The following is a 19,623-nucleotide window of genomic DNA, read 5'->3' as shown; positions in this document are numbered from 1 at the left end:
ACGAGCCGGATGCCTATGGATACCTCTGCGACAACGCTCGAAACGCTGGTTCGACTCTCGGCTGACGTGACCACCCGCCCGTCGCGGCGTGACAAGATCGGTCTGATGGCGGACGTGATCGGTCGGCTGGATCGGGAGGAGACTGCACTTGCGGCGAGCTATCTCGCCGGGCAGATCCCGCAAGGTCGCGTCGGGGTGGGGCCGGTGCTGGTGGATGCACTCCGCGGACTGGTCCCGGTCGAGCAGGGCCGTTTGACCCTCGGCGACCTGGATCGAACATTCGATGCCCTGCTCGCCGTCAAGGGTGCCGGTGCTCAGGCACAGCGTCGGGCGCTGCTGCAGGCGTTGTTCGAGAAGGCCACACGCGAGGAGCAGGGATTTCTTGCCCGCTTGATGCTTGGCGAGCTGCGGCAAGGGGCGGTCGAGGCACTTGTGATGGAGGCGGTTGCGCGGGCGGCCGGGCTGGATCCCGCACTGGTTCGGCGCGCCCTCATGCTGAGCGGCGATCCGGCGCGGGTCACGCGCACGGCCTTCGACACCGGTGCCGCGGGGCTAAGCGCGATCGGTCTCGAACTCTTTCGCCCGATTCTCCCAATGCTCGCCCAGCCCGCGGAGGACCTCGACGACGCGCTCTCCCGACTCGCAGCGCCCGATCTCGAGTTCAAGCTCGACGGCGCCCGCGTGCAGGTGCACAAGCGTGGCGATGAGGTTCGGGTCTACAGCCGGCAGGGCCATGAGGTCACCGCGGCAGTTCCGGAGATTCCCGAGCTGATCGCACCGCTTCCCGTTGCGGACCTGGTGCTCGACGGCGAGGTGCTGGCGCTGCGTGCGGACGGGCGACCGCACCCGTTCCAGACCAGCATGCGCCGCTTCGGTCGGCGACTCGACGTCGCGAGACTGCGTGCCGAGCTGCCCCTGAGCGTCTTCTTCTTCGACTGCATCCAATGTGACGGGACACTCCTGATCGATGCCCCGGCGCGCGAGCGTTTCGCAGCACTTGCCGAGTTGGTTCCGGAGCGCGCGCTCATCCCGAGGTTGCAGCCGATTGATGCGGCCGATGCCCGGGCCTTTCTGGCGCGCGCAATCGCCGCCGGTCACGAGGGGATCATGGCCAAGGATCCGGCGGCGCCCTATGCGGCCGGTGCGCGCGGTCGGCAGTGGCTCAAGATCAAGCCGACGCAGACGCTCGATCTGGTGATCCTGGCGGCGGAACGGGGCAGCGGCCGGCGCAGCCGTTGGCTGAGCAATCTGCATCTGGGTGCACGCGACCCGGCAGGCGGATTCGTCATGCTGGGCAAGACCTTCAAGGGTCTGACGGATGCGATGCTCACCTGGCAGACCGAGCGTCTGAGCGCGCTCGCGGTGGCGCAAGATGGCCCGGTGGTGCATGTTCGGCCCGAGCTGGTCGTCGAGATCGCCTTCAACGAGGTTCAAGAAAGTCCACAGTACCCGGGCGGGCTCGCCTTGCGCTTCGCGCGCGTGAAACGCTATCGCCCGGACAAGACTGCGGATCAGGCCGACGATATCGCGATGGTCCAAGCGCTCTTTCGGAGCCAAATCGCCTATTCGGCCTCGGGTCGCCATGGCTGATCGACGCTGTCGACATCTGGTGCTGGTGCTCGGGGATCAGCTCGATGCCGCAGGCCCGGCTTTGCGCGACCTGGATCCGACACGGGATCGGGTCTGGATGTGCGAGGCGGTCGAGGAGTCGACCCACGTGCCTTCGCACAAGGCCCGGATTCTGCTGTTTCTGTCCGCGATGCGGCACTTCCGCGAGGCATTGGAGACGGCGGGCGTCAGCGTCCATTATCGGGCGCTGGATGCCGAGGCCGATCCGTCGCTCGCTGCCGGTCTTGCCGCGGCGATTCGGGTCCTGCGTCCCGAGCGCTTGATCCTGACCGAACCGGGGGAGCATCGCGTTCTCTCGGCTCTGCAAGGCGTCGCCGAGGCCAGCGCGGTGCCGCTCGAGATCCGCCCGGACGCGCACTTCATCTGCTCTCGCACCGAGTTCGATCGCTGGGCGGCCGGTCGCAAAGGGCTCCGCTTGGAGCACTTTTACCGCCATCTGCGCAAGCGTGAAGGAATCCTGATGGAAGGGCCGTCAGATGCCGCGCAGCCCGTCGGCGGGCAGTGGAACCTGGACCAAGAGAACCGCAAGTCCTTCGGTCGGCAGGGTCCGGGCATGGTCCCTGAACCGATCGGTTTTCCATCCGACGTCATCACGCGGGACCTGATCGCGGTGATCGAGCGGCGTTTCCCCGACGCGCCAGGCAACCTCGAGCGCTTCGACTGGCCGGTGACCGCGGCCCAAGCCCGCGCGGCGCTCGCGGACTTCATCCGCAACCGGCTCGCCGCGTTCGGCCCGTGGCAAGACGCCATGTGGACCGGCGAGCCCTATCTCTATCACGCGCGGATCTCCGCCGCCCTCAATCTCAAGCTCCTTGACCCGCGCACGGCGATCGACGCCGCGATCTCGGCTTTCGAGGCGAACCAGGCACCGCTCGCCTCGGTCGAAGGCTTCGTCCGCCAGATCCTCGGCTGGCGTGAATACGTGCGCGGGATCTACTGGCGCGAAGGGCCGGTCTATCTGGAGTCGAATGCCCTGGAGGCACACCGTCCGCTCCCGAATTTTTACTGGACCGGAAAGACCGACTACGCTTGTCTCGAGGCATCGATCGGACAGGTGCTCGAATACGGTTACGGCCATCATATCCAACGCCTGATGGTGACCGGGCTCTTCGTGTTGCTGCTCGGGGTCGCACCGCGCGAGGTCCATTCCTGGTACCTGGCGATGTTCGTCGATGCCGTCGAATGGGTCGAGGCGCCCAACGTGATCGGGATGAGCCAATACGCCGACGGCGGGCTGTTGGCCTCCAAACCCTATGTCGCGACCGGCCAATACATCAATCGGATGAGCAACTATTGTCGGCACTGCCGCTATGATCCGAAGGAGGCCGTCGGGGAGAGCGCCTGTCCGTTCACGACGCTTTACTGGGATTTTCTCGATCGGCACCGGGATCGGTTCGCCAACCATCCGCGTACCGCGCTGCAATGGCGGAATCTCGCGCGGCTGGAACCCGAGCGCCTCGGTGCGATTCGCCGGCAGGCGGAGGTGCTTCGCGGCGATTTGGCGTCGGGAGGGAACGGTTGAGGGCGGGGCAAGCTGTCAGTCTTCAGCTAACAGCTAACAGCTAACAGCTAACAGCTAACAGCTAACAGCTATCACCTATCACCTAACACCTATCACCTAAACCGCGCCTTCACCGTCGATGCAGATGGCCCCGAGAACAAGCCAAAATGAACACAACCCATAACACTCCAGACGCGGTTTAACCATGAGCACAGACGTCATCATCATCGGTGCCGGTCTCTCCGGACTGGCCTGTGCCATCACCCTTCGCGAGCAGGGTTTCGAGCCCCTGCTGATCGAGGCCTCGGACGCTCCGGGCGGGCGTGTGCGCACCGATCGACGCGACGGCTTCCTCCTGGATCGCGGTTTCCAGGTGCTGCAGACCTGGTATCCGGAGGCGCAGCGGTTCTTCGACTACGCACGCCTGGACTTGCGTCCCTTCTATCCGGGGGCGCTCGTGCACACGCAAGGGCAGCTGCATCGCGTCAGCGATATCTGGCGCCGCCCGATGCTGCTCCCCGAGATGCTGGTCTCGCCGGTGGGCAGCCTCGGCGACAAGCTGAGGCTCCTCGCACTGCGTCGCCGGGCTCTTGCGGGCGATCTCCAAGCGCTCTATTCACGTCCGGAGCGCGATGCCTTGACCTTGCTGCGCGAGCTGGGTTTCTCGGCACGCATGATCGAGCGCTTCTTCAAGCCGTTTTTCAGCGGCGTCTTCTTCGAGCCCGGACTGGGTATGTCCTCGCGCGCCTTCGAGTTCGTGTTCCGCGCCTTCGCGCTGGGCGATACGGCCCTGCCGGCGCGCGGCATGGGCGAGCTTCCGGCACAGCTCGCGCAGAAGCTGCCGCGCGACTCCATCCGCACCGGCGCGCGGGTCGAGCGCATCCTGGATCAACAGGTCGTGCTCGACACGGGCGAGCGTCTGCGGGCGGGCACCATCGTGCTGGCGACCGAAGGCAACGAGACGGCGCGTCTCCTGGGTCGATCGCACAGTGCGGCGGTGGCGGGTCGGGGAACCACCTGCGTATATTTCGCGGCGAGCGCGCCGCCGATCGAGGGACCGTACCTCGTCGTCAACGGCGAGGGGCGGGGGCGGATCAACAGCCTCCTCTGTCCGAGCAATCTCTCGGATCATTATGCCCCGCGGGGCGAGAACCTCATCGCGGTCAACGTGCACGGCGCGGAGCACAATCCGGATGCGCTCGAAACGGATTTGCGGCGCGAGCTGATCGGCTGGTTCGGCGATCAGGTTTTGGCCTGGACGCGCTTGGCGGTGTATCGGCTGCCGCATGCCTTGCCGGTTCAGTCGCCGCCTGTCGTCTATCCGGGTGCCGTGCGGCTGCGTCAATCCGATTGGCTCTGGACCTGCGGGGAGTACCGATCGGCACCCTCGATCCAGTGGGCGCTGCATTCCGGTCGTCGTGCGGGGGAGGAGATCGCGAGCAGCCTGCTCGGCAATCGCGCGGGAGATGGGATCGCGCAGTCGGATGCCGGGCCGCGCACCAGGAGTTTACCCTCGGCGGATCCCTGAGGAACAGATCTCGTCCGCGCTCGCGTCGGGGCCTCGCGCGGCGCTCGGACTCTGCCCGGACGGGTTCCGACCCTACCGAAAGAAGGGGTTCTGTCGGCGAGAAAACCCAAGATCCTGAATGGGTTGCACCTATGCGGCCGATCTCCTATCGTAGCCGCTCACGAGAACAATCATCCACCTGGAGTTTGGAGTATGAGCTCTTCCTTTTTGCGTGCGCTGGCTCTTTCCCTCGCTTTCTCGGGCACCTTGGCCGTCACCCCTTCGGTCCTCGCCAGCACCTCCGATGCGGAGGCAGAACCGGATTTGGATCTCGGTCAACGCCTGCATCGTCAATGTGCGCTCTGCCACGGTCAGTACTCGCAGGGCATCTTGGGTGGAAAATATCCACGCCTTGCCGGTCTTCCCGATTATTATTTGACGAAGAGTCTCACCGACTATCGCGACGGCGTGCGCGAGCATGCGGCGATGACCGTGGTCGGCGGTCTGCGCACCTTATCGGACTATGATCTTGCCAGCCTGTCCGCCTATATCGCAAGCATCGATCTGGATGTTGTCCATCCGCTCAATGTCCCGACACCGGAAGGTGCGGATGTCGAGAACGGCCAGGATATTTATCACAGCGATTGCAGGACCTGTCACGGACGCGCGGCCGAAGGCAACAGGCGCAAGGAAAGTCCCAAGCTCTCCGGCCAGTACGACGGCTATCTCTTCCGGCAGATCGAGAAGTTCAAGGCCGGCACGCGAATGCACGCCAACGACCCGGACGATGAGACGTTCGTGGACTACAGCGACCAGGACATCCTCGATATCATCGGTTTCCTGACGACGATCGACGACAAGAACTGAGCCCCGATTCGGACACATCCATAAGAATATCTTGAGGATACAAGAATGAAACACCTGAGCCTTGTCGTTGCGTTCACCCTTCTCGCGTCCATGTCGCTGATGGCGGCCGAAGATGCTGCCCCCGAGATCCGCGTCTCGGATGTCGAGCACACCGTGCTCAAGATCGGGCTTGCGCCCGGCGTCTCCGCCGATGCGGCGGGCGAGGCCATGCTCTCCAAGGCGGTCGAGCTCAATATGCGTCTGGTCGCGCATCTGAACGTCGGACAGGAGGTCGGCAGTCGCGGCATCGAGTCGATGCGTCTGGAGATCTTCCAATTCTGCAACCCGGAAGACGCGGTCAAGATGGCGCGATTCAACACCATCTTCGCAGCCTACATGCCGTGCAGCATCGCACTGGTCGAGGACACCGACGGCCGGATCTGGTTGCAGATGCTCAACCTGGATATGCTGATCAGCGCCTATGATCTGCCGCCCGAGCTTCAAGCATTGGCACTCGGCATCAACGGGCAGATGCTCGACATCATTACCGCCGGCGCCACCGGCGAATTCTGATCCTCCGCGCGTCGGGTCGGCCTTCCTGCGAGTGCGGCCGAAGGTGGATAAGCCTATAGGGAGGATGCGCATGTAGGGTGGACAAGTGCAGCGCAGTCCACCGAACCCGCGCCGACGCTGGTGGACTGCGCTTCGCTTGTCCATCCTACTCGATTGTCCATCAGACCCGCTGTGTGGGCGGTTATCCCCGCCGGTATCCGATCCACGGTCGAAGCAGATACTGCACCCCCGCGACCCCCAGCGCGAGAACGCCAAGGACGGCCAAGGGCGTTGCCGCCGCGCTGTAACCCGCATCGTCGAAAAGCAATGTGACCGCCAGGATCACGGCCATGATCACGACGGTGACATGAACCCAGAGATTCGTCGCCGGTCCCGGCCACCGGGCTGCCAGTAAGGCGCCGAGCCACGCCGAGAGTGCCCCGCCGAACAGACCGGCCGCCACATCCACCGGCCAGTGCACGCCGACTGCGACCCGGCTCAGCCCAGCCAGAACGGCCAGGGCGAGGAACAGCGCCCGCAGCCCCGTCCAGCGTGTGTAGTAGATCAAGACCCCGAAAAAGACCGCTGCGGTGACGCTGTGGCCGGACGGAAAGCTTGTACGGGTATGGCTCGGCCCGATGAGATTGAAGGCATCGGCTGCGAGCACGCCCGGCGGACGCGTGGTGTCGAAGAGCGCCTTGAAGCCGCGGCTGTAGGCGGCTGCGATCAGAGCCGCGAGCACCAGCGCCCAGAAGACCCTCGGATAGCGCAGTGCAAAGAGGAGGGCCAACGCGAAGGGCACACGCTCGTCGCCCAGGACCGTCAGACACTGCCAGACCCAGTCCGGATAGGCCGCCGCCGCGGCGTTGATCCGGATGAAGCCGGCGTCGTACCCGACGGCGAGATAGAGTGTCAGACCGACGACCAGGCAAACGCCGGCCCAGCGTGCCAACCAGGTACCGCCGCTCGGTGACCTGAGCGGCGTTCGGGCGGCCCCGGTCTCCAAGCGCTCGCGAAGGGACTGTTTCCAGAATGCGCTGAAATCGGCGTGCATCGTCATCGTCAGGGTTGAACGCCGACGGCGCCCCTGTCGTCGGCCACACCCATGCGTACCAAGGCGACCGGGCCTCGACGATAGACGAGGTCGCGCTGCAGGCCGGGGAAATCCGCGGCCAGGGCGTCGAGCTTGTCGACACGCAGGAAGACCAGCTCGCCGGGCAGCGGCGGACGATTCGGCGTGACGGCATCGCGATAGACGCTGAAGCTCGGCATGGAGGTGCGGTAGACCACCGTGGGGAGATCCAACTCGCGCGCCAGCAGACCGGCCTCCTTCACCGGTGCCTGCATCACCTCGAAAACCCGCGGGACCAGGACCCCGTAGACCACCAGCGTTTGGATCACTCCGGCAAGGATCAGCCGCTGCCACAGTGGCGGACGGGACCAGAGGAGCAGACCGATCATCACGGCCAGTCCGGCGAGCATGGCGCCCAGATAGTCGAGCCCCAGGACCCCGCGGGCCTCCTGGAACATGGCAACCTCGTGCGCCCGGTCGGCTTGCGATTCGGCCAGGCCGACGACCCCGGGCAGCGCAACCAGCAGGCCGATGAAGATCAACGGCGCCGCGAAGGCGAGCCAGCGGCCCTTCAGCAGATCGCGATGTTTGGCCATGAGGATAAAGAGCGGCGTGGCCCCGTAGAGCAGGTAATGCGGCAGCTTGGTCCCGGAGAGGGAGAAGAAGACGAAGACGGTGAGGAACCAGATCCAGAGGAATCGCTCGAGCGGGTCCGACCAGGCGGCACGCAGCCCCGGCAACAGCCGCAGGAACCAGCCGGCGAAGGGCAGCAGGATGATCGGCAGCATCACCAGGTAATAGCCCGGAAACCCCGCATGCCCGTGCATGGCATCGCCGAAACGCCCGGCGTTGTGCTCCAGGAAGAAGCTGCGGAAGAATCCCGGCCCGTCGTCCAGATAGACCGCGAGATACCAGGGCAGGGCGACCGCCACGAAGACCAGCCAACCCTTCGGTGCGAAAGCCGCCTGCGCCCAGCGCCCCAGCGCACGTTGCGAGCCGAAGAAGAGCAGGCTGACCAGCACCGGGAAGAAGACGGCTACCGGCCCCTTCGTCAGGAAGCCGAGTCCCATCCAGAGGAAGGCGCGCAGCACGAAGCGGCGGTTGGTCGCGGGATTCGGATCCAGGTAGTAGCGATAGATCTCGAAGAAGGCGAGCGCGATGAAGAGGTTGAGCACTGCATCGGCGACCGCTCCCTTGGCGATGACCGAGACTTGGAGGCTCAAGGCCATCACCAGCCCGGCGACGACCGCGCTCTCGCGATCCAGCCGTTCGCGCACGAAGCCCCAGACCGCGAGCACCCAGAGCGTCGCTGCAAGCGCCGAGGGCAGGCGCAGCGCCAGCTCGTTGAATCCGAACGCCTGCGTCGAGGCCGCCTGCAACCAGTAGATGAGCACCGGTTTGTCGTATCGGGGCTCCCCGTCCTTGTGCGGCGTGATGAAATTGCCGCTCGCGAGCATCTCGCGGGTCGCCTCCGTGAAGGCACCCTCGTCCAGATCGTAGAGCGGCACCGCGCCCAGCTGCCAGTAGAAGCTCAGCAGAACGACCGCGACGAGCACCCATGGAGAGGTCAGGACGCGCCCGAGCATCCCGTTCGGGTCGCGATCGGCGATGGTCCGGCTCATTGCGAGCGCCTCCAGTCGGCATGCGCCGGATCGGACTGCCAGCGAATCCGGTGGTGCGTGTGCTCGCCCGAGGCATAGAAGGTGCGCGTCATCAGCTCGGCGAGCACCCCGGTGGTGAGGAACTGGATCGACATGACCAGGAAGAGGATGGCCACGAAGAGCATCGGCCGTGTCCCGATGTGTTCTCCGAGCCCGAACTTCACCCAGAGCATGTCGGCCATCAAGATGCTCCCGACCACGCCGAAGAGGATCCCGATGGAGCCGAAGAAGTGTCCCGGTCGCGAACCGAACCGCAGGAAGAAGAAGGCCGAGAGGAGGTCGAGCAGCACCCGGAAGGTGCGCGAGATCCCGTACTTGGAGGTCCCGAAGCGGCGTGCCTGATGGGCGACCTCGGTCTCGCCGATGCGCTCGGGCGCGGTCACGCCGGCGACCCAGACCGGGATGAAGCGGTGCATCTCACCGAGCAGGGTGACCTCCTTGATGACCTCGGCGCGATAGACCTTGAGGCTACAGCCGTAGTCGTGCAGCGCTACACCCGTGACCTTGCCGATCAGTGCGTTGGCGACCTTGGAGGGCAGCTTGCGCATGACGAGCGCGTCCTGGCGTTGACGACGCCAGCCTTGCAGGAGATCCAGGTCGCGTGCGAGCAGCTCCTCGATCATGCGCGGGATGTCGGCCGGGTCGTTCTGCAGATCGCCGTCCAAGGTTGCGATCAACTCGCCGCGTGCAGCGTCGAAGCCGGCCTGCATGGCCGCGGTCTGGCCGAAATTACGCCGCAGCCGGATCACCCGCACATGCGGGCCGAATCGCTCGCCGACCTTGCGCAAACGTTCGCCTGTGCCGTCGCGGCTGCCGTCGTCGACACAGATCAGCTCCCATGCGCCCCGGTAGCCCGCAAGCCCTTCATGGACCCGCGTCAGCATAGGCTCGACGTTGTCGATCTCCTGATACATGGGGATGACGACGGAGAGCGACGGATGGTCCGTCGGAGCCTGTCCATGTGGGACGATGGATGCTTCCGATGTCGGAATCGCCGCCACAGGCGCCGGTTCGATCGAGGTGTTCATGTGAGTTCCAAATGGTCAAGTCCAGCAAACTCGAAGCCATGAAAAAGACCGAAACGCGTAGGATGGGTAGAGCGCAGCGAAACCCATCCTCCACGCTCCGACGTCTCGATCCCGGCACAGTTAGAGCGCAGCGAAACCTATCCTCCACGCTCCGACGTCTCGGTCCCGGCACGGTTAGAGCAAAGCGAAACCCACCTCCGTTCGCCGCAGCCTAGGTTTGGCGTTTGAGCTGTGAGGATGGGTTTCGCTGCGCTCTACCCATCCTACGCGCCCGATTTGGACTCCAGGGTCTCGCGTAGGAAGCGGAACAGCTTGCGCGGTGCTTCGGGCCGGCCGCGTTCCTGATCGCGCTGTGCGGCGCGGATCAGGGTGCGCAGCTGCTGGCGGTCGACATCCGGGCATGCGTCGATGAACTCGCTCAGCGCGCCCTCGTCTTCGGCGATGAGTCGCTCGCGCCAGCGCTCCAACGCATGCAGATGTGCGGCCGCCTTGCGCTCGCGCTCCTCGGCCTGGTCGACCAAGGCGTGGACGGCGGCCATGTCCTCGCGCTCCAGCAGATTGGCGATGCGTTTCCAGTGGCGACCGCGGGCACGAATATCCTTGATCCTCGGCGTCTCGTCCAAGGCCACCCAGGTCGCCGCACTGAGATTCAGGCGCTCCAGCTCGGCCCGAGGCATCCCGGCCATGCGCTCGGCCAATGCCTGCAGGGCCAGCTTCTCGCGCTTGAGCTGGCTCTTGCTCGGGCCGCGCTCCTCCTCTTGAAAGTCGTCTTCGTCGTCGTCGATCGTATCGTTCATCCCGAAATCCAAATAGGCGGTTCGACAGTCTTCATGCGGCCGGCTCCAGGTGCTCGAGGATCAATTGCGCGGAGCGGTTGCCTCGGTAGTCGTTGACGTCCAATCGGTAGGCGAGTCGCACGGCGCCGCCGGCCTCCGAGATCTGCTCGCCCAGGTTGAAGCCGATGGCCTCGATCGGCCCATCCTCGGCCGCGGGTCCGGCAAGACGGAGCTTCAGATGCCGCTCGCCCACCAATCGTGCGCTCAAGACCTCGAAGGTGCCGTCGAAACGGGGCTCCGGGAAGCCCTTGCCCCAAGGGCCGGCGACGCGCAGCGTCTCGGCGGTGTCCAGGGTCATGAGCCGCTGCGGTAGCGCACCGTCGGATGCGATCTCCGGCTGCGGCGGCCGGTCGCCGACCACCGAGCGCACGGCCTCCGCAAAGGCTTCGCGGAAGCGGGGCAATGCCTCCGGGCGAATGCTCAAGCCTGCGGCCATCGCGTGACCTCCGAAGCGCTCGACCAAGCCCGGATCCTGGCGATCCACCAGCGCGATCAGGTCTCGGACATGGACCCCTTCGACCGATCGCGCCGAGCCTCGCAGAAACCCGTCGCCGCCGTTCGCAAAGGCGATCACGGGACGATGATACCGCTCGCGGATCCGCGCCGCGACGATCCCGGAGACGCCCTGGTGCCAGTCCTCGCCGAAGAGACAAAGTCCGGGCGGCAGGGTGGCGCCGTCCAGGCAGAGCCCGGCAAGCGAGGACTCGGCCTCGTCCTTCATCTCGCCCTCGATCTCGCGGCGTCGGCGGTTCAGCGCATCGAGACGCGCGGCAAGCCCCGCGGCGACCTGCGGATCGTCGGTCAGGAGGCATTCGACGCCCACCGACATGTCCTCGATCCGACCGGCGGCGTTGAGTCGGGGTGCGGCGACGAAGGCCAGATCGGTCGCCGTGGCCCGGCTCGGGTCCCGCCCGCCGATCGTCAGCAGTGCGCGCACACCCGGGCTGCACCGCCCGGCGCGGATGCGTCTGAGACCCTGCTCGACCAGGATCCGGTTGTTGCGGTCCAGGGTCACGACGTCCGCGACCGTGCCCAGGGCGACCAGATCCAGCAGATCCGCCAGGTTGGGCTCGGGTCGCCCCGCACCGAACCAGCCCTGCTCGCGCAGCCGGGCACGCGCGGCGACCAGGAGATAGAAGACGACGCCGACACCGGCCAGGTGCTTGCTCGGAAAGCTGCAGCCGTGCTGATTCGGGTTGACGATGGCCGCGGCGTCCGGGAGCTGCTCGCCGGGCAGATGATGATCCGTCACCAGGACCGGGATGCCCAGCTCCGCGGCCCGCGCGACCCCGGCGAGACTGGCGATGCCGTTGTCGACCGTGATCAGCAGATCCGGTCGGCGGGGTGCTGCGGCGTCCACCACCGCCGGACTCAGTCCGTAGCCGAAGGCGAACCGGCTCGGGATCAGATAGGAGACCTGTGTTGCGCCCAGGCTGCGCAGACCCCGGACCGCCAGGGCGCCGCCGGTCGCACCGTCGGCGTCGTAGTCCGAGACGATCAACAGATGGCCGCCGCCGCGGATGTGATGTACCAGCAGCGCGACCGCCTCGTCGATACCGCGCAGCGCGCTTGCCGGGTGGAGCGCCGACAGTCCGGGTGCGGCCTCTTCCGCATCCTCCAAGCCTCGATGCGAATAGAGTCTGGAGAGCAGCTCGGCCGGCGTGCGGGCGGCGGCGAGCGCTGCGGCACTCGCTGCGCGCCGAATCATGGGGCGCGACATCAGTCCAGCACCGGCAAGGGGACATGGAGCGCCGCGACGACGGCACGCAACAGCTCGATCTCCGTCCGGCTGATCCCGGCGTGCTGCACGGTCGCGAGCAGGGCACGGAGCAGGCGCTGCTTGTCGGCCATGCGCAGGCGATCGAGCCGGGCGAGCGCACGATCGAGACGATCCGGCCAGTCGTCCGGTCCGATAGGGGCTAATTCGCGCGGACGCATCCCGAGCGACGCCAGACCGGCGGCGAAGGCGGTCCGTGCGGTGCGTTGATCCGGGTTGCCGTGCATGGCCAGGATGACCAGCAGATCGCGGATCGCGTCTTCGCAGCCGGAGAGATGCGCGGTTCCGGCGCTGTGTGCATCGGTCGGGGCGATGGTGTCTTGGATCTGCTGCGCGAGCAGGCGTGCCAGGACATACTCGAAGGCATCGATGCGCCCGTCGGCATGAATCAGCCGATCGAGCAGCGCCATCAGGCGTGTCAGCTCGGTCTGCGGACGACGGCGCAGGGTCGGGAAGGCGATCTCGATCAGGGGGATGCGCAGGTCCGCGGCCAGGCTCGGCACCGCGGAAAGGAGCGTGCTCACCTGACGCTCGCCCTCGCTGCCGAGTGTCTCGGCGACCATCAAGAGCTGACGCTCGCGGATCTCGGGATCCGGGTCGATCAGAAGATAGCAGACCAGCGTCATGACCCACTCGGTGGAGCGGGCGGCGCGTGCGAGTGGCTCCGGGATGGCCTGGTTCAGACGAGCCGCGACCTGGATCCGTGCCGTATCGGGTCGGCCGATGGCCTCGACGATGCGATCGGCATCGAGACTCGACGGGCTCGGTCGACCTCCAGCGGCAGGCCGGGTTTCGTCCATCGAGGCGACGACGCCGGCCTCGCTCGGCGCAGCCGGGGTCTGCATCACCCGCATCGTTTCGAGCTCTCCCGGATCGAAACCCGGCTCGATCGCGCGAATGCGATCGGCGATCGGCGGATGTGTGGCCAAGAGCCGGCGCGTGAGCCCCGAAGCGAACAGCATGTGCCCGATCTCCTCGCTGTCCGCGGCGAGCGCCGATCCGGCCGGCGCCGAGCCGATCTTCTTCAGGGCGCCCGCGATCCCTTCCGGCTCGCGGGTGAACTGCACGGCCGAGGCGTCGGCCAGGAACTCGCGCTGACGCGAGACAGACGCCCGGATCAGCCGGCCGAAAAAGAGCCCGATATAGCCGGTCGCGACCAGCGCGAGGCCGATCATGGCGATCGCGGCGGTGTGCTTGCTCGCCCGGCCATGCCGCACCGAGAGCATGAGTCGGCCGATGATGGCCAGCACCAGGATCCCGAATAGGATCCCGATCAGCCGAATGTTCAGCCGCATGTCGCCGTTGAGGATGTGCGAGAACTCGTGTGCGACGACGCCCTGCAGCTCGGAGCGGTTCAGTGTCCGCAGCGCGCCCCGGGTGACTGCGATGGCCGCATCGGCCGGGGAATAGCCGGCGGCGAAGGCATTGATACCGTCTTCCTGCTCGAGCACGTAGATCTGAGGCACCGGCACGCCCGCGGCGATGGCCATCTCCTCGACCACGTTGCGCAAGCGCTGCAGCTGCGGATCCGTGGTGTCCGCATTGACCATCACGCCGCCGAGGCCGCGCGCCACCCCCCCGCCGCCGTTGCGCAGCGTGAGGATGCGGAACAGGCTGGCGAGACCGATCGCACCCGCGGTCAGCACAGAGACCCAGATGAGCAGCGGGAGGCTCTCGCGGACTGCCTCCGGCGAAAGCGTCGGGGAGAACACGACCCCCTCCGGATCCGAGCCGAGCCCCAGGAAGGAGAGCGCGACCACGTCGACGACGGCCACAATGCTGATCACGGCGAGCACGAACAGCACCACGAGCAGACGCGTGCGCCGACGGGCGCGGTCCTGATGCGCGAAGAAGTCCAATTAAACTGCGTCCCTAGTGTTCATGCGGGGTTCTCATTCGGGTTCGGCCTCGGAGGCTCTCAACCGGCGTCGGCGCGGACGCAGTTTAAGGTTTTAAAAAATCGAAAAAATATCCTGAACCGCGCTCCGCCGTGTTCTTGGATCAGGGGGAGGTCGTTCCCGAACGCAATCCTTCCAAAGACCCACGAGCGCGGTTCAGAAGGCGACTGTGACGGCCTCGCGTTTCTCCGGTGCATCGATCTCCAGCAACTGCGCGGCCGTAAACCCGAAGCGCTGCGCAATCAGATTGTTCGGGAAGACCTCGCGCAGGGTGTTGTAGCCCATGACGGCATCGTTGAAGGCCTGGCGCGCGAAGGCTACGCGGTTCTCGGTGCTGACCAGCTCCTCGGAGAGCTGCATCATGTTCTGATTGGCCTTGAGGTCGGGGTAGGCCTCGGAGAGCGCGAACAGCTTACCTAGCGCGCCGGCCACGCCCATCTCCGCTTGGGCCAGCATCGCCACCGCGGCGCCGTCGCTTGGATCGGCCGCGACCTGCTTGAGACTGCCGACCGCCTGGTTGCGGGCCTGGATGACGGCCTCGAGCGTCTCGCGCTCGTGGGTCATGTAGCGCTCGGCGACCTTGACCAGATTCGGGATGAGGTCATAGCGACGCGTGAGCTGGACGTCGATCTGAGCAAAGGCGTTTTTGTAGCGATTGCGTCCGGCAACCAAGCGGTTGTAGATGACGACGACAAGAATCGCGGCCAGCAGGATCAGTCCAAGCAGTGTCCATCCCATCGGTGTTCCCCTTCGATGATGATTGTCCCCCGAGCCCGGCAGTCGCCGGGTCCGATGTCCGGCCGAGGCCGCGCGGCCTTCGGCAATGCGCCGGAAGGCTAACATACTCCCGCGGGGTAAGCAGGGGCGGGCACGCAGGGGTCGAGCCCGCTCGCGCACGGCGGACCGACCCCGCCGCTTTGCGCCGGGTTGCCGATGCGGGTCGAGGGAGTACCATTGCGTTCTTGCGTCAAAGGCGAACACCGCGGTTCACGTTGCGGTTGTTTTTGAGTCTTTGTTTAAACCGCGCCAGTTCCGGCGGCCGTTGTTTTTGCCGAGGCTGATCCAATCCAAACTATCGCAGACCGCACTGGGCGCGGTTTAAGGAGCTTCCCTCTTGCTTGAAGTGATGTATGCTGGCGGGTGGCTGATGGTGCCGATCGTCGCCTGCTCGATCATTGCAACCGCCGTCGTCATCGAGCGTGGCTGGACGTTGCGCCGCTCGCGGATCATGCCGGCGAATCTCGTGACCCGGATCTGGGAGTGGCACCGTCGGGGCGAGCTGACGGATGCGCGGATCGAGGAGATCCGCACCGGCTCCCCGCTCGGGCGCCTGCTCGCGTCCGGACTCATCAATCGCAACCACTCGCGCGAGATCATGAAGGAGGCGATCGAGGACACGGGCCGACAGGTGGTGGCCGAGCTGGAGCGTTTTCTGAACAGCCTGGGGACGATCGCCTCGGTGGCTCCGCTGCTGGGCCTGCTGGGGACCGTGATCGGCATGATCGATGTCTTCGGCGTCATCATGGATGCCGGTGTCGGCAACGCCGCCATCCTCGCCGGCGGGATCTCCAAGGCGCTGATCACGACGGCGGCCGGTCTATCGGTCGCGATCCCGGCGCTGATGTTCCATCGCTTCTTCGACAACAAGGTCGCGCGGCTCGCGCTCGACATGGAGGAGCAGTCGCTGCGTCTGGTGGAGGTGATGAAGGGCGAGCGCGAGGCCGGCGAGGTCTCCGCGTGAATCTGCGTCCGCACCGTCGCGACCCGGCCGACATCAATCTCACCCCGCTGATCGATGTCGTCTTTCTGCTGCTGATCTTCTTCATGGTCTCGACCACCTTCAAGGACGAGGCGCGGCTGCGCGTGCAGTTGCCCGAGGCGCAAGGCGAGGAGATCCCGGCCGAAGAGCCCGAGATGATCCGGCTTGTCATCGATCGGACCGGGTCCTTCAATGTCGATGATCGGGCCGTGCTCGATCGCAAGACCGAGACCCTGGTCGCGGTTTTGAAGGAACGTCGCGGTGAACGAGAGCCCTTGCCCGTGTTGATCCAGGCCGATGCACAGACGCCGCATCAGGCGGTCATGACGGCGCTCGATGCGGCCAGTCAAGCGGGTTTGGTGCAGATCGCCTTTGCGGCGACCCGCGCGCTGCAGGTCGATTCGGATGCCGAGCCGACTCGACCCGCGTCCGGGCCGTCCGTCCCGCCATCGCTACCACAGCCCGCTCAGCCATCCGCAGGGGAGGTCGCCGAATGACCCACGACGCGTCCCGCTCCGAGGTCGAGGCCGGCCCCATCTATCGCCGGCTGCTGGGCTACGTCAAACCCTACTGGCGCATGTTCAGCGTCTCGATCGTCGCCATGATCGCCTTCGCGGCGACCGAACCGCTCTTCGCGGCCATGATGCAGCCGCTCATCGACGGCAGCTTCGTGGACCGCAACGAGGAGATCGTGCGCCTCATGCCGTTCGTGCTGGTGGTGCTCTTCGTGTTTCGCGGGATCGCCGGATTCATCAACAACTATTGCTTGAGCTGGGTCGGGCGGCGCGTGGTCGCGGATCTGCGCCAAAAGATGTTCGAGCATCTGCTGCGCGCCCCGACCCGCTATTACGACAATCAGGGTTCGGGCCACATCCTCGCCAAGCTGACCTACAACGTGGAGAACGTCGCCACCGCGGCCACCTCGGCGATCACGACACTGGTCCGCGACGGCTTCACCGTCATCGGCCTGATGGCCTACATGCTCTATCTGAACGCGGCCCTGTCGGCGATCTTCTTGGTGATCGGTCCGCTCATGGCCGGCGCGGTCAAGTATGCGACCAAGCGTTTTCGCCGCCACAGCCGGCGCATCCAGGACCGGGTCGGCGCCCTGACCCAGGTCGCGCAGGAGGCGATCGAGGCCCATCGGGTGGTCAAGGCGTTCGGGGGGCAGCCGCTGGAGGCGAAACGTTTCAGCGCCATCAACGAGAAAACCCGCTCGCTGCAGATGAAGATGATCGCGACCGAGGCGGCGAGCGTGCCGCTGGTTCAACTGATCTCGGCCGTGGCGATCGCCGTCATCGTCTATCTCTCAACCATGCAGGGCCTGAAGGAAGACATCTCGGTCGGCACCTTCATGTCCTTCGTGGTCGCCATGGGTCTGCTCTTGCCGCCGGTGAAGCGTCTGACCTCCGTCAACGCCCATCTACAACGCGGCATCATTGCCGCCCAGAGCCTGTTCGAGCTGTTGGATGCGGAGGAGGAGCGTGATCAAGGACGGCGGACCCTGGAGCGTGCCGAGGGGCGCGTCGAGTATCGCGGCGTCACCCATGTCTATTCGCCCGACAAGCCGCCGGCGATCCAGGATCTCGATCTCCTCATCGCCCCGGGCGAGCGGGTCGCGCTGGTCGGACGCTCGGGCAGCGGCAAGAGCACGGTCGCAAGCCTGCTGCCGCGCTTCTACGATGCGAGTGCGGGCGAGATCCTGATCGACGGCATCCCGATTCGCGATCTGACCCTGGCCAGTCTGCGCGCCCAGATCTCGCTGGTCAGTCAGGATGTGGTGCTCTTCAACGACAGCATCGCCAACAACATCGCCTATGGTCAGGCCGAGCCGCCGACCCGCGAGACGCTCGAGCGTGTTGCCGTGAACGCTCACGCGCTCGATTTCATCCAGGCCCTGCCCGAGGGCTTCGAGACACGCATCGGCGACCGCGGCGTCATGCTCTCCGGCGGGCAGCGCCAGCGTCTCGCGATCGCCCGGGCGATGCTCAAAGACGCCCCGATCTTGATCCTGGACGAGGCGACCTCCGCGCTCGACACCGAATCCGAGCGCCATATCCAGGCCGCCCTGCAGGAGTTGATGGCGAATCGCACGACACTCATGATCGCCCATCGGCTCTCCACCATCGAGAACGCCGACCGCATCCTGGTGATGGACAACGGACGCGTCGTCGAGCAGGGCACCCACGGCGAATTGCTGGCGCAGGACGGCTATTACGCACGGCTGCATCGCCTCCAATTCCACGATGCCGGCGAGCCCCCGGCCGCGTCTTAAACCGCGCCCGGTGCGGTATGCGATGTTTTTGGATGGGATCGGCCCCGGCAAACGTGACGAGCGTTGGAGTCGGCGCGGTTTAAGAGATTAAGAATATTAAATCTAAACCGCGTCTCACCGAGATCAAGGACATCTCCAAAGCCAAATGCAAAACGAAAATGAGGCATGTCGCTCTGGCCGCGGTTTAGGTTATACCGACGTCAGGAAGCACAACCCACTCGGCGCCGCGTCGAGCCTCCCGCGTCGCGGTGCAGCCGACAGGGCGGGCGGGCCGGGATGATAGACCCGAACCCGATCTGGTACGGCCGTCATCCGCTCGGTCTCATCCTCGCGCCGCTCTCCTGGCTCTACTGTTTGGTGGTCCAACTGCGCCGCCTAGGCTACCGCAAAGGCTGGCTCGCGAGCCGGCACCTGTCGGTACCTGTCGTGGTGGTCGGCAATCTCACCGTCGGCGGGACCGGCAAGACCCCGGCCGTTCTTAAGCTCGCTGAGCTGCTGCGGGCGCGTGGTTGGAGTCCAGGAATCATCACCAGAGGATATGGCGGAGGCGGCCCGGTTGCGCCGCGCCGGGTCTCTCCTGAAAGCGAGCCTGCCGATGTCGGGGACGAGCCGGTGCTGCTGGCGCGTCGCAGCGACTGCCCCGTCGTCGCCGGACGGGATCGTGTTGCCGCCGGTGCGCTTGCACTGTCTCGGGGCGATGTAGACGTCCTGCTCGCCGACGACGGGCTCCAGCACTATCGGCTCGCCCGAGACATCGAGATCGCAGTCGTCGACGGCGCGCGCGGTTTGGGCAACGGCCGCTGTCTGCCCGCCGGGCCGTTGCGCGAGCCACGCGGGCGTCTGGCCAACGTCGATCTGGTGCTGACCAACGGCGACGGCTTGGGTAATGGATACCGCATGCGTTTGATTCCGGGCGCGGCGGTCAATCTCCGCGACCCCGCCGTGTCCAAGCCGATCGCCGACTTCATCGGGCGGCCCGTCTTTGCGGTCGCGGCGATCGGTAACCCCGAGCGATTCTTTGCCATGCTGCGCGCTCTGGGTCTTGAGGTCGAGGGCCTCGCCTACCCGGATCACTATCCCTTCGCACCGACGGATCTTGCAGACTGGCCGCCAGGCCCGGTGCTCATGACCGAGAAGGACGCCGTGAAGTGCGCGCGCTTTGCCGGCGAGGATCATTGGTTTTTGCCCGTGCAGGCCGAGCTGGATACGGCCTTCGTCGAGGCATTTTTTCGCAAGCTGGAGGCACCGAGCCATGTCTGATCGAGAAATGTCCTCTCGAGCG

At 65.8% G+C, this 19,623-nt stretch carries 16 protein-coding genes; 9 read left to right on the top strand and 7 right to left on the bottom strand.

From position 1 onward, the window contains the following. The first annotated feature begins 15 nt into the window (after positions 1 to 15). The 5 genes from BDD21_RS01390 to BDD21_RS01370 all read left to right on the top strand — a co-directional run bounded on the left by BDD21_RS01390 (position 16) and on the right by BDD21_RS01370 (position 6,056). The gene (locus tag BDD21_RS01390; RefSeq protein WP_120795623.1) at positions 16 to 1,590 is read left to right on the top strand and encodes an ATP-dependent DNA ligase; all 1,575 of its coding nucleotides are present in this window, start codon (positions 16 to 18) and stop codon (positions 1,588 to 1,590) included. Beyond that, on the top strand, positions 1,583 to 3,151 hold the full coding sequence (locus BDD21_RS01385; RefSeq protein WP_120795622.1) for a cryptochrome/photolyase family protein: 1,569 nt from the start codon (positions 1,583 to 1,585) through the stop codon (positions 3,149 to 3,151). Before BDD21_RS01390 ends, BDD21_RS01385 begins: the two co-directional genes overlap by 8 nt. Positions 3,152 to 3,335: 184 nt before the next feature. Further along, entirely contained in the window at positions 3,336 to 4,658 is a 1,323-nt protein-coding gene (locus BDD21_RS01380) for a protoporphyrinogen/coproporphyrinogen oxidase (RefSeq protein WP_120795621.1), read from the top strand. 192 nt (positions 4,659 to 4,850) lie between these two features. Continuing rightward, positions 4,851 to 5,504, top strand: coding sequence for a c-type cytochrome (locus tag BDD21_RS01375; protein WP_120795620.1), 654 nt, complete (start codon positions 4,851 to 4,853; stop codon positions 5,502 to 5,504). 45 nt (positions 5,505 to 5,549) lie between these two features. Then, positions 5,550 to 6,056 (top strand): DUF302 domain-containing protein, encoded by a 507-nt coding sequence (locus tag BDD21_RS01370; protein WP_120795619.1) that lies wholly within the window; start codon positions 5,550 to 5,552, stop codon positions 6,054 to 6,056. Positions 6,057 to 6,237: 181 nt separating this feature from the next. On the opposite strand, the gene BDD21_RS01365 is transcribed toward BDD21_RS01370, so the two are convergent. From BDD21_RS01365 to BDD21_RS01335, 7 genes are all read right to left on the bottom strand, one after another. Next, positions 6,238 to 7,095, bottom strand: a complete 858-nt coding sequence (locus tag BDD21_RS01365) for a phosphatase PAP2 family protein (RefSeq protein ID WP_342769584.1) — start codon at positions 7,093 to 7,095, stop codon at positions 6,238 to 6,240. 2 nt (positions 7,096 to 7,097) lie between these two features. Continuing rightward, positions 7,098 to 8,729: an ArnT family glycosyltransferase gene (locus BDD21_RS01360; protein ID WP_120795618.1), complete on the bottom strand. Its 1,632-nt coding sequence runs from the start codon at positions 8,727 to 8,729 to the stop codon at positions 7,098 to 7,100. Beyond that, on the bottom strand, positions 8,726 to 9,796 hold the full coding sequence (locus BDD21_RS01355) for a glycosyltransferase family 2 protein (RefSeq protein ID WP_120795617.1): 1,071 nt from the start codon (positions 9,794 to 9,796) through the stop codon (positions 8,726 to 8,728). Before BDD21_RS01355 ends, BDD21_RS01360 begins: the two co-directional genes overlap by 4 nt. 263 nt (positions 9,797 to 10,059) lie before the next feature. Then, positions 10,060 to 10,593, bottom strand: a complete 534-nt coding sequence (gene yjgA, locus BDD21_RS01350; protein ID WP_120795616.1) for a ribosome biogenesis factor YjgA — start codon at positions 10,591 to 10,593, stop codon at positions 10,060 to 10,062. A gap of 31 nt (positions 10,594 to 10,624) precedes the next feature. Further along, complete coding sequence (gene recJ, locus BDD21_RS01345; RefSeq protein WP_120795615.1) at positions 10,625 to 12,352, bottom strand: single-stranded-DNA-specific exonuclease RecJ; 1,728 nt, start codon at positions 12,350 to 12,352, stop codon at positions 10,625 to 10,627. Then, positions 12,352 to 14,268, bottom strand: coding sequence for a M48 family metallopeptidase (locus BDD21_RS01340; protein WP_120795614.1), 1,917 nt, complete (start codon positions 14,266 to 14,268; stop codon positions 12,352 to 12,354). The genes recJ and BDD21_RS01340 overlap by 1 nt, the downstream gene beginning before the upstream one ends. 195 nt (positions 14,269 to 14,463) lie before the next feature. Then, a complete protein-coding gene (locus tag BDD21_RS01335) occupies positions 14,464 to 15,045 on the bottom strand; it encodes a LemA family protein (protein ID WP_120795613.1) in 582 nt (193 codons plus the stop codon). 376 nt (positions 15,046 to 15,421) lie between these two features. Here BDD21_RS01335 and BDD21_RS01330 point away from each other — a divergent pair, with 376 nt between their 5' ends. From BDD21_RS01330 to lpxK, 4 genes are all read left to right on the top strand, one after another. After that, a complete protein-coding gene (locus tag BDD21_RS01330) occupies positions 15,422 to 16,048 on the top strand; it encodes a MotA/TolQ/ExbB proton channel family protein (RefSeq protein WP_120795612.1) in 627 nt (208 codons plus the stop codon). Beyond that, positions 16,045 to 16,563: an ExbD/TolR family protein gene (locus BDD21_RS01325; RefSeq protein ID WP_120795611.1), complete on the top strand. Its 519-nt coding sequence runs from the start codon at positions 16,045 to 16,047 to the stop codon at positions 16,561 to 16,563. Before BDD21_RS01330 ends, BDD21_RS01325 begins: the two co-directional genes overlap by 4 nt. Beyond that, a complete protein-coding gene (gene msbA, locus BDD21_RS01320; RefSeq protein WP_120795610.1) occupies positions 16,560 to 18,341 on the top strand; it encodes a lipid A export permease/ATP-binding protein MsbA in 1,782 nt (593 codons plus the stop codon). Before BDD21_RS01325 ends, msbA begins: the two co-directional genes overlap by 4 nt. 276 nt (positions 18,342 to 18,617) lie before the next feature. After that, a complete protein-coding gene (gene lpxK / locus BDD21_RS01315; protein WP_245969354.1) occupies positions 18,618 to 19,601 on the top strand; it encodes a tetraacyldisaccharide 4'-kinase in 984 nt (327 codons plus the stop codon). Positions 19,602 to 19,623 lie beyond the last annotated feature (22 nt).

The organism is Thiocapsa rosea, from assembly GCF_003634315.1.
Lineage (GTDB): Bacteria > Pseudomonadota > Gammaproteobacteria > Chromatiales > Chromatiaceae > Thiocapsa > Thiocapsa rosea.
The sequence above is the reverse complement of the archived record's forward strand: the minus strand, read 5'-3'. Positions and strand labels throughout refer to the sequence as shown.